This window comes from Bradyrhizobium shewense, assembly GCF_900094605.1.
Taxonomy (GTDB): Bacteria; Pseudomonadota; Alphaproteobacteria; order Rhizobiales; family Xanthobacteraceae; genus Bradyrhizobium; species Bradyrhizobium shewense.
The window spans coordinates 114,332-131,732 of sequence record NZ_FMAI01000013.1; the positions used below are offsets into that span (position 1 = coordinate 114,332).

Sequence of the window (17,401 nt, forward strand, 5' to 3'; positions counted from 1 at the left end):
CAACCTATATTTGAGGGCCGTTCTCCACCACAATTCCGGGTTCCATGACGCCGCCGCGCAAGCTGCACATCAAATCATATGGCTGCCAGATGAACGTCTACGATGCCCAGCGCATGGTGGACACGCTGGCTCCGGAGGGATTCGTGGAGACGGCCAGCGCTGATGACGCCGACCTCGTCATCCTCAACACCTGCCACATCCGCGAGAAGGCCTCCGAAAAGGTCTATTCCGAGCTCGGCCGATTGCGCGTCGCCAAGGACGAGGCCGCGCGCGCGGGCCGCGCGATGCAAATCGCGGTCGCGGGCTGCGTCGCGCAGGCCGAGGGCGAGGAGATCGTGCGCCGCGCGCCTGTCGTGGACGTCGTGGTGGGACCGCAGAGCTATCATCACCTGCCGGAACTGCTGAAGCGCGCCGGCAACGAAGGCCGCGCGATCGAGACCGAGTTTCCCGCCCAGGACAAGTTCGGCTTCCTGGCTCAGCCCAAGCCCGACGCGATCCGCGCGCGCGGCATTTCCGCTTTCGTCACGGTGCAGGAAGGTTGCGACAAGTTCTGCACCTTCTGCGTCGTGCCCTACACGCGTGGCTCGGAGGTCTCGCGCCCCGTCGCCAAGATCGTCGACGACGTGAAGCGCCTCGCCGACAACGGCGTGCGCGAGCTGACGCTGATCGGGCAGAACGTCAACGCCTATCATGGCGACGGACCGGACGGAAAAACCTGGCCGCTCGGCAGACTGCTCGAGCATCTGGCGACGATTCCCGGCATCGCGCGGCTGCGCTATTCGACCAGCCACCCCCGTGACGTCGACGACAGCCTGATTGCCGCCCATCGCGATCTCGGTGCCCTGATGCCGTTCGTGCACCTGCCGGTGCAATCGGGTTCGGACCGCATTCTGGCGGCCATGAACCGGAAACATACCGCCGATGATTACCGGCGGGTCATCGACCGTTTCCGCGCCGCGCGCCAAGACATTGCTTTTTCATCAGATTTTATCGTGGGTTTCCCCGGCGAGGGCGAGCAAGATTTTCTCGCCACCCTCGCGCTTGTCACGCAAATCGGTTACGCTGCGGCTTATTCGTTCAAATACTCCGCCCGGCCGGGAACGCCGGCCGCGGACATTCAGGAGACGGTGTCCCCCGCCGAGATGGACCAGCGATTGGAGCGGCTCCAGGAACTGATCGACAGCCAGCAATCGGCCTTCAACAAGGCTGCGATTGGCTCAACGGTCGACGTGCTGTTCGAGCGTCCGGCGCGCAAGGACGGCCAGATCGTCGGCCGCACCGCTTTCCTGCAGCCCGCCCACGTGATGGCCTCGCCCGACATCATCGGACAAATCCTGCCTGTTAGGATCGACAGCCTCGAACGCTACAGCTTTCTCGGTGAGCTCGTGACGCCGCGTGGGGCGCGCGAGCCCGCTTTATCGCCAGCCATCGGAGCCTGAACCCTTGCCAAAAAGCGCATCGGATTCGTCTTCTCTCGCTCCCAGCCGCAAATTTGACCGCGACATGCAAGTACCGCCCGAGACCCAGGTCGTCATCGACTTCGACGACAACCGCGCCGCTTCCGCGCTGGTCGGCCCCTACGGCCAGCATCTGGCGCAGATCGAGCGGCGGCTCGGCGTCGTCGTCGATTCCAAGGGCAACCACATCACGATCGGCGGCACGCGCGACGGCTGCGACGCCGCACGCCGCGTGCTGGAGATGCTCTACGCGCAGGCCGTGAAGGGGCAGGATCTCGACCAGGGCGAGGTCGAGGGCGCGATTCGCGCGGTCATCGCCCAGGGCTCACTGTTCGAGTTCGACGCCAAATCGGCCAAATCGGCGACCTTCGACAGCATCAATCTGCGCAAGCGCCCGGTGCGCGCGCGCACCGCCGCCCAGGACTCCTATATCCGCGCGCTGAAGCGCCACGAGCTGGTGTTCGGCATCGGCCCGGCCGGCACCGGCAAGACCTGGCTCGCGGTTGCGCATGCCGCGCAGCTGTTCGAGCGCAAAGAGGTCGACAAGATCATCCTGTCGCGACCGGCGGTGGAAGCCGGCGAGCGGCTCGGCTTCCTGCCCGGTGATCTCCGCGAGAAGGTCGATCCTTATCTTCGTCCGATCTACGACGCCCTCTACGATCTCATGGATGCGCGCATCGTCGAGCGCGCGCTCCAGACCGGCGAGATCGAGATCGCGCCCCTCGCCTTCATGCGCGGCCGCACGCTCACCAACGCCGCCATCATCCTGGACGAGGCGCAGAACACCACGTCGATGCAGATGAAGATGTTTTTGACGCGCCTCGGCGAGAACAGCCGCATGATCGTGACCGGCGATCCCTCGCAAATCGACCTGCCGAACGGCCAGACCTCGGGCCTGGCCGAAGCGACCCGCCTCCTGGGCGGTGTCGAGGGCATCGCCCAGGTTCATTTCAAAGCCGAGGACGTGATCCGCCACGAACTCGTGGCGCGGATCGTCGCCGCCTACGAAGGCTCGCCGCAGCGGCCGGCCGCCGGCAAATCCTGACGAGGCAACAGCCGGACCCAGAGAGCGCGGACACGGCGCCCTTGTCCCAGACAACACAATGTCCCATCCCAACCTTCCCATGACCGAGGTCCTCGTCGTCGCCGATTGCTGGCAGCGCGAGCCCGATTCCGAAGCCGTGATCCAGCGCGCGGTTGCGGCCGCCGCCGAGAGTGTCGACGAAGACGTTGCCGACGCTGAAGTGGCGGTGATGCTGACCGATGATGCCGGCATCCGCACCCTCAACAGCAACTGGCGCGGTATCGACAAGCCGACCAACGTGCTGTCGTTTCCCGCGCTTCAGCCGGAGGGCGAGTGGAAGCCGGGCGAGGCGCCGCGCATGCTCGGCGATATCGCGATCGCCTACGAGACCATGCGGCGCGAGGCGGACGAGGAACACAAGCCGTTCGACCACCATTTAAGCCATCTCGCCGTGCACGGCTTCCTGCATCTGATCGGCTACGACCACGAGAACGACGGCGACGCCGAGGAGATGGAAGCCCTGGAGACGCAGATCCTGGCTCACCTTGGAATTCCCGATCCCTATGCAGACCGCGCAGGGACGCACTGAGATGCCGGACTCCGACCCAATTCAAGACAACCCGCGCCACACGGCCAATCTGCCGGCCGTGGTGACCCAGGGCGAGGTGATGCGCCCGACCGCCGATGGCTGGCTCTTGCGCGCCATCCGCACGCTGTTCGGCTGGAAGGCGGGATCGGTGCGCGACGACCTCCAGGTCGTGCTCGATGCGACCACGCCCGACGACACCGGCTTCTCGGCGGTCGAGCGCACCATGCTGCGCAACATCCTCGGTCTGCACGAGCGGCGCATCGCCGACGTCATGGTCCATCGCGCCGACGTCGTCGCGGTGAAGCGCGACATCCCGCTCGGCGAGTTGATGGACCGCTTCGAGAGCGCCGGCCATTCGCGCCTCGTGGTCTACAACGAGACGCTCGACGATCCCGTCGGCATTGTCCATATCCGCGACCTGCTCGCCTTCATGACCGCCCGTGCGCGCGTGTCGGAAGCCACCAAGACCAAGCGCAAGAAGCCGCTGCCGGCCGGGCTCGACCTCCGCACCGTCGATCTGGCGCTGCCGCTCGAGGAAGCGCGCATCATCCGCAAGCTGCTCTACGTGCCGCCGTCGATGCGGGCGATCGACCTGCTCGCGCAGATGCAGGCCACACGCATTCACCTCGCGCTGGTGGTCGACGAATATGGCGGCAGCGACGGGCTGGTTTCGCTCGAGGACATCGTCGAGCAGATCGTCGGCGAGATCGACGACGAGCACGACAGCGACGAGCCGCCCTCGATCGTGCGCCTGCCCGACAATGCCTTCATCGCCGACGCCCGCGCCAGCCTCGACGACGTCCGCTCGGTGATCGGCGAGGATTTCGTCACCGGCGAGGCCGGCGAGGAAGTGGAGACGCTGGGCGGCTATCTCGTCAGCTTCGTCGGGCGCCTGCCGGTGCGCGGCGAGGTGATCTCGGGTCCCGGCAATTACGAGATCGAGGTGCTCGATGCCGATCCGCGCCGCGTCAAGCGGCTGCGCATCTCGACGCGGAAGGAGCGCCCTGCGCCCCGCACTCAGCGCGAGAGCCGGCGCCGCGAGGCTACGCCGGACAGCGGTCAATCGCCGGCCAACGACACGCCCACCCCGCCGCCAAGCGACGGGACCGGCCAACAGTGAGTCCGTTCCAGCGGCTTCGGCAGATTGCGCTTGCCATCATCCTCGCCTGGGGATGGAAGCGCGCCGTCATCGCCATGGGGTGCGGAGCGCTGTCCGTGCTGGCGCTGGCGCCGTTCAACCTCTTCCCGGTGCTGTTCATCACCTTCCCGGTACTGGTCTGGCTGATCGACGGCGCCGGCGCCGGACGACATCGTGGCGTCCCCGCCGCGGCGCTGACCGGCTACTGGTTCGGGCTCGGCTATTTCGTCCCCGGCCTCTACTGGATCGGCTACGCCTTCTTCGTCGAGGCCGACGTGTTCGCCTGGCTGACGCCGTTCGCGGTGCTCGGCCTGCCGGCTTACCTGTCCATCTTCACGGCCATCGGCTTTGCGCTGGCACGCCTGCTCTGGACCAAGAACGCCACGCGCGTGCTTGCGCTTGCGGCAAGCCTCACAATCAGCGAATGGCTGCGCGGTCACCTGCTGACCGGCTTTCCCTGGAACGCGTTCGGCTATGCGCTGTCCGAGCCGCTGCCGCTGGCGCAGACGGCCTCGCTGGTCGGCCTGTGGGGCATGACGTTCCTGACGGTTGCGATCTTCGCGAGCCCCGCGACGCTGATCGACCGCACGCCCGATCGCCGCCTGGCGTGGCGCGTGCCGGCGGCCGCAATTGCGCTCCTGGTTGTCATGAGCGTCTTCGGCGCGATCCGCCTGTCGCTGCATCCGACCACGATGGTCACAGGCGCCAAGCTGCGCCTGATGCAACCGAACCTGCAGCAGGACGCCAAATTCAATTACGCCGCCAAGTCGGAGGTGATGAAAAAATATTTGGCGCTGTCGGACCGCGCCTCCGGCCCGCAATCGACTGGCGTGCGCGATGCCACCATCCTGATCTGGCCGGAATCGGCCTTTCCGTTCTTCCTGACCCGCGAAGCCGACGCGATGGCGCAGATCGCCGATCTTCTGCCCAAGGGCACGGTGCTGATCACGGGTTCGGTCCGCGCGCCCGACCTGCCGCGGGGCACGCCGATCACGCGTGCCTATAATTCGATCTACGTCATCGATCACGACGGCAGCGTGCTCGCAGTGTACGACAAGTTGCATTTGGTGCCGTTCGGAGAATTTCTTCCCTACCAGGCACTGATGGAAAAGCTCGGTTTCGAGCAACTGACGCGTGTGCGCGGCGGCTTTATTCCCGGCACGGTGCGGCATGCGCTGCAGGTGCCCGGCGCGCCGCCCGCGCTACCGCTGATCTGTTACGAGGCAATCTTTCCCGGCGAGGTGGCTGGACGCAATGAACGTCCGGGCTGGATCGTGAACCTCACCAATGACGGTTGGTTCGGCATTTCGACCGGACCCTATCAGCATCTCGAGCAGTCGCGCATGCGCGCGATCGAGCTCGGATTGCCGCTGGTCCGCTCTGCCAATACCGGTATCTCTGCGGTGATCGATCCAGTGGGCCGCACCGTCGCCAGCCTCGGTCTCGGCATCGAAGGCATTTTGGATGCAAGTCTGCCTGCCGCGATATCACCGACGGTCTATGCGCGGGTAGGCGACGTGCCGGCCGCCATGCTCGTCGCGCTGGCCGTGATTCTGGCGGTCCGCCGACGTGTCACCAAGCGGAAGGCCTGATCGCGCCGTCGCCGCGGAGGCGGCCGGAAACTTTTGACAACCGTAGTCCGACGGTTGACAGACTGCACATGGGCTCCCCATTCTGCACCGGCTGCAAAAGACAGTGGGCATTGCTAAATTTCTCCGCAATGTTTCCCAATAAGAGGGTCTGATTTGACGATGCTTGCACCTGAGGCACTCCAGTTGATTGCGCTGAAGGTGGTGTTTGGAGGGCTGAGGAAATGTCGAAAGCGCCCAACCCTGTTGACAAATATGTCGGCAGTCGCGTGCGTATGCGCCGCATCATGTTGGGCATGAGCCAGGAAAAGCTCGGTGAAGCTTTGGGCCTGACTTTCCAGCAGATCCAGAAATACGAGAAGGGCACGAACCGGGTCGGCGCGAGCCGCATCCAGCAGATCGCCGAAATTCTCCAGGTGCCGGTGTCGTTCCTGTTCGAGGGCGGCCCGAGCGGCGTGCCGGGTCCGGATGGCTTCAGCGAAGGCGCCTCGCCTTCCTATGTGTCGGACTTTCTCGCGACGTCCGAAGGACTTGCCCTGACCAAGGCGTTCACGCGAATCACCGATTCGAAGATGCGCCGCTCGATCGTCGATCTCGTCGAGCAGATTGCGGCTCGCGAAGGTCCCGACAAGCGCTGATCGCCATCTCAATGGCGATTTGAGACCGCGTCAAATCTGGCCTATGTCGTCATTTGTGGCCACGCTTGGGTGCGCGTCCGCTTCGATGATGCGATTCAAAGGCACAGATGCGTCCATGGCCAGCTCCAATTGGTTCGATTCCCAAACTATTCTCGATGGCATCCGCCGCTGGGTGGAGGTCGAGACGCCGACGGAAGCGCCTGAACAACTCAACAGGCTGATCTCGATGGTCGCGGAGCAATACCGCGATCTGCCGGTCACGCTGGAGCGCGTCGCCGGCGTCGGTGGCTGCGGCGATCATCTCATAGCGCGCTCGAATTGGGGGCAGGACCGGCCGGGCATCCTGGTGCTGAGCCACCTCGATACCGTTCATCCCATGGGATTCATCGAGCGCCTGCCGTTCAAGGTCGAAGGCGACGTCGCGTACGGTCCCGGCATCTACGACATGAAAGGCGGGGCCTACATCGCCCATCACGCGTTTGCCGCATTGTGTGCCACAGTCGATCGCTCGCCGCTCGGCATCACGCATTTGTTCACCTCCGACGAGGAGATCGGCAGTCCCACCTCGCGCGCACTCATCGAGACGGAAGGGCGCAAGGCCAAATACGTGCTGGTGACGGAGCCGGCGCGCGACGGCGGCAAGATCGTCACTGGACGCAAGGGCGTCGGACGCTTCAAGGTTTTCATCAAGGGCGTGCCCGCGCATGCCGGCTCGCGGCCGGAAGACGGCCGCAGCGCCGTGCGCGAGCTTGGCAACGTCATCCTCGCTCTGGAAGGGATGAACGACCTGACACGCGGCGTCAGCGTCAATGTCGGCGTGGTACGTGGCGGCACGCGCCCCAACGTCACGCCGGAAGCGGCCTATGCCGAGGTCGATCTGCGTGTACTGAGCCTTGCGGACGCAGAGGAGTTCGTCGGCAAGATCCTTGGGCTGACGTCGAAGACCGACGGTGTCACCGTCACCGTCACCGGCGAGCTCAACCGTCCGCCCTACGAGAAGAGCAACGCGGGCGCCTCGCTGTACGAGCACGCGAAGACGCTCGCCGGCGAGATCGGCTTCGAGCTGGTCGACACCCACACCGGCGGCGGCTCGGACGGCAATTTCACCGCGGCCCATACCGCGACGCTTGACGGTCTCGGCGTCGACGGCAAGGGCGCGCACACTCATTATGAGCAGCTCCATGTCTCCTCGCTCGCGCCGCGCGCGCGGCTGCTCCATCGCCTGTACCAGACGCTGCGATGAGCGGGCGCAAATCAGAGCCCGATCGCGATGACAGCGAGCGCGCGTTCTTCGGGCGCCGCAAGGGTCACAAGCTCAGGCAGCATCAGGCCGAGCTGATTGGTCAACTGCTGCCGCATCTGGCGCTCGACATCGACGGTGAGACGCCGGCGGATGCAAGCGATATCTTCGATCCCGCCGCCGACGATGTCAGGCTCGAGATCGGCTTCGGCGGTGGCGAGCATCTCGCGGCCGAGGCACAAAGCTTCGCCACGACAGGCTTCATCGGCTGCGAGCCCTATGTCAACGGCATGGCCAAGATCCTCGCGCAGATCGAGGCCGCCAACATCGGCAACATCCGCCTGTTTGCAGGCGATGCCGCTGAGCTGCTGGCCTGGCTGCCCAAGGCATCGCTGTCGCGGATCGACCTGATCCATCCCGATCCCTGGCCGAAGCGGCGGCACTGGAAACGACGCTTCGTCCAGGACAGGACGATCGCCGCGATGGCGCGCGTGCTGAAGCCGAACGGCGAATTCCGCTTCGTCTGCGACATCGACGATTACTGCGCCTGGACGCTGTCGCATCTTGCGCGTTCGCAGGATTTCGTCTGGCTTGCCGAACGCGCCGACGACTTCAGACAGCCATGGGCGGGCTACACCATGACGCGCTACGGCCGGAAGGCCGCGCGCGAAGGACGGAAGGCTGCGTATTTGCGGTTCAGACGACTCTAGATCGTCTGCCGGTTGCGCCAGAAATTGACGACGCGCTCGGCGGTCGTCGGCATCAGGCGCGTGAAGTTCACGCGCGCGGCCTCGATATCGGCATCGGCCGGCGTGCGGTGCGGCCCGTACCAGAGCAGGATGAGCGCGCGCACCGTGGGCCAGCCGAGATTCAGCACGCGGCCGAGAATGAGGATCGGGTCGTAGCGGTCGCCTGAGATCAGGCGGTCGAGCACAGAGAGGCGAACGCCGGACATCGCCGAAAGCGAGGCGATCGATTCCTCGTATTTGTTCGCCTTGGCGAAGCCCAGCAGCGCGCTCTCGCCGAGATGGCCCTCGCGATGCAGGGTGAGCACCGTGCGCTGGGCCGCGGAGAAATCGCGCCGCGGTCCCGGCGGCAGCGCGGCCTCCTCGATGGCCACCATCGCGCGCTTGATCTCGACCTGGCGCGCGGGATTGACCACGCTGGAGAGCCGCCGGCGGATGACGTCGAGCGTGCCGTCGAGAAGCTGTTTCAGGTTCTCGCCCGAGAGATCACGGCGCTGGCCGATCTTGAGCGTCAGCACGCCGTCCTGCGCCGCACGCTTGATCAGCTCGGAATAGCTGCCAGGCGAGAACACCGCACCGGCATTGCCCGCGGCGCGGCGCACCACGTCGCGATCGCCGCGCTCCACCAGCACGTCGGTGATGACGGAAGACAAAGCGGGGCGCTCCGTCATCGCAAGCAAATGCCCCTGGCCCTTCAGCCGCGCAATCTCGACCAGCGCGGCGTCATCGAGCACGGGCGAGCGGCGCAGCACGGGGCCGGCCACCATGATCTCGTTCTCGCGCGCGAGTTGATTGACCAGATGCGGCGGCGCGTTGTTCAGGTGCGAGAAGCGCTCGGCGAGGTCGACGCGCGAGGCAAGCTCCGCATGCGGGACGAGATCGATCAGGAGGTTGTCGAAGAGATCGATGAGCTCGGGCCGAAGATTGGCGGAATCCTGGAAGAACAGCTCGGAGATGGCGCGCGCGATTTCGCCGCGTCGCCGCGGATCGCCGCGTTTGACGATATCGTCCAGTCCGGGAATGAGCGACGTGGCAACGGTCATGAAAACGCAACTCGTACGGGGCACGCCGCGGGCGCGCCCTTGGTCCAAGCCGCCCCACAATCAGGGAATTTAGCCCCCCGAGGTGAAGGAAGCGTTAGGCCCGGGGCGCCGCGAATCGGGCGCAAAAAGCCTCGTCTGGCCCGCGATGGGCCTTGTCCGGGGGGACAGAAAGCGCTATATCAGCGCCAATTCATCTTCTCATACGATCCGCGTAGTGAGAGTGGGCCCGAAAGGACCCGCTCTTTTTTATTACCCGAACGCGGCTTGGCGGAAGATGCGGCCCGACGCGCTGTCGGGAAGTTCCGAAGCGGGCTTTGAAAATCGTAACCAAGCCTTAACCATCGAGCGCCTTGACCCCTGATATGACCGAACCGAACACTGGTTCCACGGATGCCGAATTGCTGGCCGAGCCGAGGCTCGTGGTCGAGCCGGGCGCGGCGGCACGTGTGTCCGCGGTCGCAGCGCCGGTGCTCGAGGGCATGGGCTACCGCCTGGTGCGGATCCGTATTTCCGGGGAAGCCGGCTGCACCGTGCAGATCATGGCCGAACGGCCGGACGGCTCGATGCAACTCGAGGATTGCGAGGCGATCTCGCGGGCGCTGTCGCCCGTACTCGATGTCGCCGACCCCATCGATCGCGCCTATCGGCTGGAGATCTCCTCGCCGGGGATCGACCGCCCGCTGGTGCGCCGTTCCGATTTCGAGCGCTATTCCGGGCATCTGGTAAAGATCGAGATGGCCGTCGCCCATGAAGGGCGCAAGCGGTTCCGTGGCATGCTTGGTACTGTCGAAGGCGACCAAGTGCATCTGCGTCGCGACGACGTTAAGGCCGGCGACGCCGCCGACGTACTCCTGACGATGGAAGATATCGGCGAAGCACGGCTGGTGCTGACCGACGAGCTGATCGCGGAATCGATGCGCCGCGGCAAGGCCGAGGAGCGCCAGATGCGCCGCGATCTCGGCATCGAGCCGCCACAGGCGCCGCACGCCGAGATCAGTGCGAAAACCACCAAGAACACCAAGCCGCAAAAGAAGCCGGCCCCGACCAATACGAAGAAGCATCGCCTGGCCGCCGAACGCGCGCGACGGGGCGAGATCGAGCCTGACGAAGGAGACTAGCCATGGCAGTCAGCGCCAATCGACTTGAGTTGCTCCAGATCGCCGATGCCGTTGCGCGCGAGAAATCGATCGACCGCGGCATCGTCATCGCGGCGATGGAGGATGCCATCGCCAAGGCGGCCCGCGCACGCTACGGCAGCGAAACTGACGTTCACGCCGAGATCGACCCGAAGAAGGGCGAGCTGCGGCTGTCGCGCCACATGCTGGTGGTCGAGAAGGTCGAAAACCATTCCAACCAGATCTCGCTGGTGGACGCGCAGCGCGCCAATCCCGGCGCCCAGGTCGGCGACACCATCGCCGACACCCTGCCGCCGCTGGAATATGGCCGCATCGCCGCCCAATCGGCCAAGCAGGTCATCGTGCAGAAGGTGCGCGAGGCCGAGCGCGACCGGCAATATCAGGAATTCAAGGATCGCATCGGCGACATCGTCAACGGCGTCGTCAAGCGCGTCGAATACGGCAGCGTGATCGTCGATCTCGGTCGTGGCGAAGCCATCATCCGCCGTGACGAGATGCTGCCGCGCGAAGTATTCCGAAACGGCGACCGCGTCCGTGCCTACATCTTCGACGTCCGCCGCGAGACCCGCGGTCCGCAGATCTTCCTCTCGCGCACCCATCCGCAATTCATGGCGAAGCTGTTCGCGCAGGAAGTGCCGGAAATCTATGACGGCATCGTCGAGATCAAGGCGGTTGCCCGCGATCCGGGCTCGCGCGCGAAAATCGGCGTGATTTCCCGCGATTCCTCGGTCGATCCGGTCGGCGCCTGCGTCGGTATGCGCGGCTCGCGCGTGCAGGCCGTGGTGAACGAATTGCAGGGCGAGAAGATCGACATCATTCCGTGGTCGCCCGACATCGCGACCTTCGTCGTCAACGCGCTGGCGCCGGCCGAAGTCTCCAAGGTCGTGATCGACGAAGACCGCGAGCGCATCGAGGTGGTCGTCCCCGACACCAACAACCAGCTCTCGCTGGCGATCGGCCGCCGCGGCCAGAACGTGCGTCTGGCCTCGCAGCTCACCGGCTGGGACATCGACATCCTGACCGAGCAGGAGGAATCGGAGCGCCGCCAGGCCGACTTCGAGAACTCCACCCGCGTCTTCATGGAATCGCTCAACGTCGACGAAGTGGTCGGCCAGCTGCTGGCGTCCGAAGGCTTCACCTCGGTCGAAGAACTCGCCATGGTGGACCTCAAGGAACTCGCCGGCATCGAGGGCTTCGACGAGGAAACCGCGCAGGAGCTCCAGAGCCGCGCCCGCGAATATCTCGAGCAGCAGGAAGCTGAGATCGAGGCCAGGCGCAAGGAGCTCGGTGTCGAGGACGCCGTCAAGGACGTCCCCGGCGTCACCTCCAAGATGCTGGTGAAGTTCGGCGAGAACGACATCAAGACGGTCGACGACCTCGCCGGCTGCGCCACCGACGATCTGGTCGGCTGGACCGAACGCAAGGAAGGCGGCGAGCAGACCAAGTTCCCCGGCGCGCTCGACGGTATCGACATTTCCCGTGACGATGCCGAGGCGATGATCATGCAGGCCCGCGTCAAGGCCGGCTGGATCACCGAGGCCGATCTGGCCAAGCCCGCTGAGGAGGCTGAGGCCACCGAAGATCAGCCGGCTTAAGGGCAAAGGAGAATGTCGCCCGGATGCTCACCGATACTGACCCCGAACTCGACCATGGCCCGCGGACCGAAAGGTCCGCGACCATGCGGATGTGCGCGGTCAGTCGGCAGGTCCGGCCGATCGACGAGCTGATCCGCTTCGTCATTTCGCCGCAAGGCGACGTAGTTCCAGATCTCAAGCGCAAGCTGCCCGGACGCGGCATGTGGCTCACCGCCTCACGCGGGGTGGTTGCGGAAGCCGTCCGGCGTCACCAATTTAGCAAGGCCTTCAAGCGCGAGCTGCGCATCCCTCAGACGCTTCCTGCCGATATCGAGGCGCTCCTGGTTCGGAGCGTGACGGAAGCCCTTGGGATCGCCGCCAAAGCGGGCCAGGTCGTGGCCGGCTTCGGCAAGGTCGAAAGCGCCCTTCGGGAAGGCACGGCCGGGGTCCTGATCCACGCCAGCGACGGGGCCGCGGACGGAATCCGCAAATTGGACATGCTGGCGCGTCAAAATGCCGGAAATCGCGGCGCCAAGCCGCAGATTCCCGTCGTTACCGCGCTGAAATCGTTAGAATTGGATTTGGCACTGACCCGGTCAAATGTGATACATGCTGCCCTGCTCGCGGGCCCGGCGAGCAAGTCATTCCTGTCACGTAGCCAGATGCTGGTCCGATACCGGATGGCGGACGCTGACAAGACTGCCGAAAAGCCCGGCCAGGATTTCTGAGAGATAAGACGACCCAATAGGACGGTGCGGCAACGCACAACACTGATAAATCAGGATTAGGACTGCTGAATGGTTGATACCAAGACCCCTGACGACAAGAAGCTGAGCGTTCCGAGCAAGACGCTATCGCTCAAGCCGCGCGTCGAAACGGGCACTGTCCGCCAGAGCTTCAGCCATGGCCGCAGCAAGCAGGTCGTGGTCGAGAAGCGCGGCAAGCGCCGCATCGACGGCAGTGCCGAACCGCAGGCTCCAACGGTCGTCGCGAAGCCGGCGCCGGCCGCGCCAACTCCGACGCCCGCCCCGTCGCGCCCTGCGCCGCCGCGCAACGCCGGATCCGGCGTGGTGCTGCGCACGCTGACCGAGGACGAACGTTCCGCCCGCGCCAGCGCGCTGGCCGATGCCAAGGTGCGCGAAGTCGAAGAGCGCCGCCAGGCCGAGGAAGAGGCCCAGCGCCGCGCTGTTCGCGAAGCCGCTGAACGCGTCGAGCGCGAAGCTGCCGAATCCCGCCGCAAGGCCGAGGAAGAGCGTCACCGTCACGAGGACGAAGCCAAGCGCAAGGCAGAGACCGAGGCCAAGAAGCGTTTTGGCGAAGGCGAGCAGCCGGCATCCGCACCGCGCCCCGCAGCCGCCGCCCCGGCCACTCCGGCGCCGCGCACCGGCGCCCCCGCCGCGCGCCCCGGCACCACCACGGCACGCCCGGGAACATCGACCGCGCGCCCCGGAACGACCACAGCGAGACCGGCAGGTGGCCCGTTGGGCCGCGCTCCCGCGGTTGCTGCCGGCCCGGACGAGGACGATGGTCCGCGCCAGATCCGCCGCGGTCCCGGCGGCGCAGCGCGTCCCGTGGTAGCCCCCAAGCCCACCCACAAGCCCGGCCCGCAGAAGGAGCGCGGCCGCCTGACCGTCGTCACCGCGCTCAATGCCGACGAAGTCCGCGAGCGTTCGATCGCCTCGTTCCGCCGCCGTACCCAGCGCCTGAAGGGGCACGCCTCGAACGAGCCGAAGGAAAAGCTCATCCGCGAGGTGGTCATTCCGGAAGCGATCACGATCCAGGAGCTCGCCAACCGCATGGCCGAGCGCGCGGTCGACGTCATCCGCATGCTGATGAAGCAGGGCGCGATGCACAAGATCACCGACGTGATCGACGCCGACACCGCGCAGCTCATTGCCGAAGAGCTCGGCCACACCGTCAAGCGCGTTGCTGCATCCGACGTTGAAGAAGGTCTGTTCGACGCCACCGACGATTCGACCGACACCGAGACCCGTTCGCCCGTGGTGACCGTCATGGGTCACGTCGACCACGGCAAGACTTCGCTGCTCGACGCGCTCCGTCATGCCAACGTCGTCTCCGGCGAAGCCGGCGGCATCACCCAGCATATCGGCGCCTATCAGGTGCTGTCGCCCGAAAGCGGGAAGAAGATCACCTTCATCGACACGCCCGGTCACGCCGCGTTCACCGCGATGCGCGCCCGCGGCGCCAAGGTGACCGACATCGTCGTGCTGGTGGTTGCGGCCGATGACGGCGTCATGCCGCAGACGATCGAAGCCATCAACCACGCCAAGGCGGCGCGGGTGCCGATCATCGTTGCCATCAACAAGATCGACAAGCCCGACGCCAAGCCCGAGCGCGTGCGCACCGAGCTGCTCCAGCACGAGGTGCAGGTGGAATCCTTCGGCGGCGAAGTCGTCGACGTCGAAGTGTCCGCCAAGAACAAGACCAATCTCGACAAGCTGCTCGAGATGATCGCGCTCCAGGCCGATATCCTCGACCTCAAGACCAATTCGGAACGGCCGGCCGAGGGCACCGTGATCGAAGCCAAGCTCGATCGCGGCCGCGGTCCTGTCGCGACCGTACTGGTCCAGCGCGGCACGCTCCGGGTCGGCGACATCATCGTCGCAGGCGCCGAGATGGGCCGCGTCCGCGCGCTGATCTCGGATCAGGGCGAAACCGTGCAGGAAGCCGGCCCGTCGGTGCCGGTCGAAGTGCTCGGCTTCAACGGTCCGCCGGAAGCCGGCGACCGTCTCGCCGTGGTCGAGAACGAAGCCCGCGCCCGCCAGGTCACCAGCTACCGTGCGCACCAGAAGCGCGAGAACGCGGCTGCCTCGATCTCCGGCATGCGCGGCTCGCTCGAGCAGATGATGTCGCAATTGAAGACCGCGGGCCGCAAGGAATTCCCGCTGATCATCAAGGCCGACGTGCAGGGCTCGCTGGAAGCGATCCTCGGCTCGCTGGAGAAGCTCGGCACCGACGAAGTCGCAGCCCGCATCCTGCATGCCGGCGTCGGCGGCATCTCGGAATCCGACGTGACGCTGGCCGAAGGCTTCAACGCCGCGATCATCGGCTTCTCGGTTCGTGCCAACAAGGAGGCCGCTGCGGCCGCCAAGCGCAACGGCATCGAGATCCGCTACTACAACATCATCTACGACCTCGTGGACGACGTGAAGAAGGCGATGAGCGGCCTGCTCGCGCCCACCTTGCGCGAAACCATGCTCGGCAATGCCTCCATCCTGGAGATCTTCAACATCTCCAAGGTCGGCAAGGTCGCCGGCTGCCGCGTCACCGACGGCACCGTGGAACGCGGCGCCAATGTGCGCCTGATCCGCGACAACGTCGTCGTGCACGAAGGCAAGCTGTCGACGCTGAAGCGCTTCAAGGACGAAGTGAAGGAAGTCCAGTCCGGTCAGGAATGCGGCATGGCCTTCGAGAACTACCACGACATGCGCGCAGGCGATGTCATCGAGTGTTATCGCGTGGAGACGATCCAGCGCTCCCTGTAAGTCCAAATCTTACCGAAGCGACTGGATCTTTTTGAGCTGAATTGCGGGAGTGCGATGGCCGGATTTATTCCGGCCATCGCACCGCATTCGTTTCAACAGGACAAATGACAATGCTCGTGTCCCAAACGCGGGCATGACGAGGTGATTTTCGAGAATGCCACGCCATCATCAGAAAAAAAATTCCGCACCCGGCGGAGGCTCGCAGCGTCAGTTGCGCGTCGGCGAGCAGGTTCGCCACGCGATGGCCGAGATTCTGGCGCAAGGCAATGTGCATGATGCGGATCTCGAAGGTCACATCATCACCGTGCCGGAGGTGCGGATGTCGCCCGACCTGAAGCTCGCGACAGTCTATGTGATGCCGCTCGGTGGCCACGACACCGCGGTCGTCATTGCTGCGCTCGAACGCAACAAGAAGTTTCTGCGCGGCGAGGTCGCGCGGCGCGTTAACCTGAAATTTGCACCTGATCTTCGTTTCCGCGTCGACGAACGATTCGACGAAGCGGAACGGATCGAGAAGCTTTTGCGAACACCTGCGGTTCAGAAGGACCTCGAACAGGATTTGGAACAGGATCCGGAGACGGATCGGGAAGAAGAACGATGACCATGGACCCGGCTCACGACACGATCAGCGGCGAACAGGCCGATCAGCGCGACGTGCAGAAAAATAATTTTGCGGATATGGGCGGCGATTCGCAGCCGCATCAGGAGCCGCGCCGCGTCAACAACGATCCGCGTGCCAATGCCAAGCAGAAGGGCAACCAGGTTCGCCGCGACCGGCGCGACGTCCATGGCTGGGTCGTGCTCGACAAGCCGATCGGCATGACCTCGACGCAGGCGGTCGCGGTGCTCAAGCGCCTGTTCAACGCCAAGCGCGCCGGACACGCCGGCACGCTCGATCCGCTCGCCTCGGGCGGGCTTCCGATCGCGCTCGGGGAAGCCACCAAGACCGTTCCCTTCGTCATGGACGGCCGCAAGCGCTACCAGTTCACGGTGTGTTGGGGCGAGGAGCGCGACACCGACGACATCGAGGGCCGGGTGACCGCGACCTCCGACCAGCGTCCGACCCGCGAGGCCATCCTGGCCCTGTTGCCCCGCTTCACCGGGGTGATCGAGCAGATCCCGCCGCGTTATTCCGCGATCAAGGTCCAGGGCGAGCGCGCCTACGACCTCGCCCGCGACGGCGAGGTCGTGGAGCTGGCTCCCCGCCCGGTCGAAATTCACCAATTAACCCTTGTGGATCAACCGGATAACGACCGGGCCGTATTCGAGGCCGAATGCGGCAAGGGCACCTACGTCCGGGCACTGGCCCGCGATATGGGCCGGATTCTCGGCACTTACGGCCATATCTGCGCGCTCAGACGGACCCTGGTCGGCCCATTTGGCGAAAACGACATGATTCCGCTGGATCAGCTGGAGGCTTTGTGCGATAGAGCCGCGTCCGGCGAGGGTAGCCTCGCCGACGCGCTTATGCCCGTTGAGACCGCGCTGGACGACATCCCGGCACTGGCCGTCACTCGGGCTGATGCGGCAAGGCTCCATCGGGGCCAGGCCGTTTTGTTGCGCGGACGGGATGCGCCCACTTGTAGCGGCACAGTCTATGTCACGGTGGCAGGCCGTCTTCTCGCGCTTGCTGAAGTCGGCAATGGCGAAATCATCCCCAAGCGTGTGTTCAACCTGACCGGCCTGACTGCCAGCCCCGGTCCCAACGAGAGAAATTGACG

General features: G+C 65.2%; 15 protein-coding genes. 14 read left to right on the forward strand and 1 reads right to left on the reverse strand.

The window, feature by feature from the left end:
* Nucleotides 1–44 precede the first annotated feature (44 nt).
* The 8 genes from miaB (at nt 45) to trmB (ending at nt 8,385) form a co-directional block, all read left to right on the forward strand.
* Nucleotides 45–1,439: a tRNA (N6-isopentenyl adenosine(37)-C2)-methylthiotransferase MiaB gene (miaB, locus tag GA0061098_RS24115; protein WP_091962179.1), complete on the forward strand. Its 1,395-nt coding sequence runs from the start codon at nt 45–47 to the stop codon at nt 1,437–1,439.
* Nucleotides 1,440–1,503: 64 nt separating this feature from the next.
* Complete coding sequence (locus GA0061098_RS24120; RefSeq protein ID WP_028139517.1) at nt 1,504–2,502, forward strand: PhoH family protein; 999 nt, start codon at nt 1,504–1,506, stop codon at nt 2,500–2,502.
* Between the two features lie 58 nt (nt 2,503–2,560).
* Nucleotides 2,561–3,070, forward strand: a complete 510-nt coding sequence (ybeY, locus tag GA0061098_RS24125) for an rRNA maturation RNase YbeY (protein WP_091962183.1) — start codon at nt 2,561–2,563, stop codon at nt 3,068–3,070.
* Between the two features lies 1 nt (nt 3,071).
* Nucleotides 3,072–4,190, forward strand: coding sequence for a hemolysin family protein (locus tag GA0061098_RS24130; RefSeq protein ID WP_165637571.1), 1,119 nt, complete (start codon nt 3,072–3,074; stop codon nt 4,188–4,190).
* A complete protein-coding gene (gene lnt, locus GA0061098_RS24135) occupies nt 4,187–5,800 on the forward strand; it encodes an apolipoprotein N-acyltransferase (RefSeq protein ID WP_091962192.1) in 1,614 nt (537 codons plus the stop codon). The genes GA0061098_RS24130 and lnt overlap by 4 nt, the downstream gene beginning before the upstream one ends.
* A gap of 221 nt (nt 5,801–6,021) precedes the next feature.
* Nucleotides 6,022–6,435: a helix-turn-helix domain-containing protein gene (locus GA0061098_RS24140; RefSeq protein WP_018319423.1), complete on the forward strand. Its 414-nt coding sequence runs from the start codon at nt 6,022–6,024 to the stop codon at nt 6,433–6,435.
* An 85-nt stretch (nt 6,436–6,520) separates the two neighbouring features.
* A complete protein-coding gene (locus GA0061098_RS24145) occupies nt 6,521–7,678 on the forward strand; it encodes a M20 family metallopeptidase (protein ID WP_091962197.1) in 1,158 nt (385 codons plus the stop codon).
* Nucleotides 7,675–8,385, forward strand: a complete 711-nt coding sequence (gene trmB, locus GA0061098_RS24150) for a tRNA (guanosine(46)-N7)-methyltransferase TrmB (RefSeq protein ID WP_091962202.1) — start codon at nt 7,675–7,677, stop codon at nt 8,383–8,385. Before GA0061098_RS24145 ends, trmB begins: the two co-directional genes overlap by 4 nt.
* Here trmB and GA0061098_RS24155 read toward each other — a convergent pair.
* Nucleotides 8,382–9,464, reverse strand: coding sequence for a DUF2336 domain-containing protein (locus GA0061098_RS24155; protein WP_091962206.1), 1,083 nt, complete (start codon nt 9,462–9,464; stop codon nt 8,382–8,384). The two genes, trmB and GA0061098_RS24155, sit on opposite strands and share 4 nt — an antisense overlap.
* A gap of 362 nt (nt 9,465–9,826) precedes the next feature.
* On the opposite strand from GA0061098_RS24155, the gene rimP reads away from it, so the two are divergent.
* The 6 genes from rimP to truB all read left to right on the forward strand — a co-directional run bounded on the left by rimP (nt 9,827) and on the right by truB (nt 17,399).
* The gene (gene rimP / locus GA0061098_RS24160) at nt 9,827–10,582 is read left to right on the forward strand and encodes a ribosome maturation factor RimP (RefSeq protein ID WP_091962211.1); all 756 of its coding nucleotides are present in this window, start codon (nt 9,827–9,829) and stop codon (nt 10,580–10,582) included.
* A 2-nt stretch (nt 10,583–10,584) separates the two neighbouring features.
* Nucleotides 10,585–12,195 (forward strand): transcription termination factor NusA, encoded by a 1,611-nt coding sequence (nusA, locus tag GA0061098_RS24165; RefSeq protein ID WP_018319418.1) that lies wholly within the window; start codon nt 10,585–10,587, stop codon nt 12,193–12,195.
* Nucleotides 12,196–12,218: 23 nt separating this feature from the next.
* Nucleotides 12,219–12,902, forward strand: coding sequence for an RNA-binding protein (locus GA0061098_RS24170; RefSeq protein ID WP_018319417.1), 684 nt, complete (start codon nt 12,219–12,221; stop codon nt 12,900–12,902).
* Between the two features lie 69 nt (nt 12,903–12,971).
* On the forward strand, nt 12,972–15,680 hold the full coding sequence (gene infB, locus GA0061098_RS24175) for a translation initiation factor IF-2 (protein ID WP_091962215.1): 2,709 nt from the start codon (nt 12,972–12,974) through the stop codon (nt 15,678–15,680).
* A 154-nt stretch (nt 15,681–15,834) separates the two neighbouring features.
* Nucleotides 15,835–16,281 carry a 30S ribosome-binding factor RbfA gene (gene rbfA, locus GA0061098_RS24180; RefSeq protein WP_091962218.1) on the forward strand — a complete coding sequence of 149 codons (447 nt, stop codon included), beginning with the start codon at nt 15,835–15,837 and terminating at the stop codon, nt 16,279–16,281.
* Complete coding sequence (truB, locus tag GA0061098_RS24185; RefSeq protein ID WP_165637572.1) at nt 16,278–17,399, forward strand: tRNA pseudouridine(55) synthase TruB; 1,122 nt, start codon at nt 16,278–16,280, stop codon at nt 17,397–17,399. The genes rbfA and truB overlap by 4 nt, the downstream gene beginning before the upstream one ends.
* Nucleotides 17,400–17,401 lie beyond the last annotated feature (2 nt).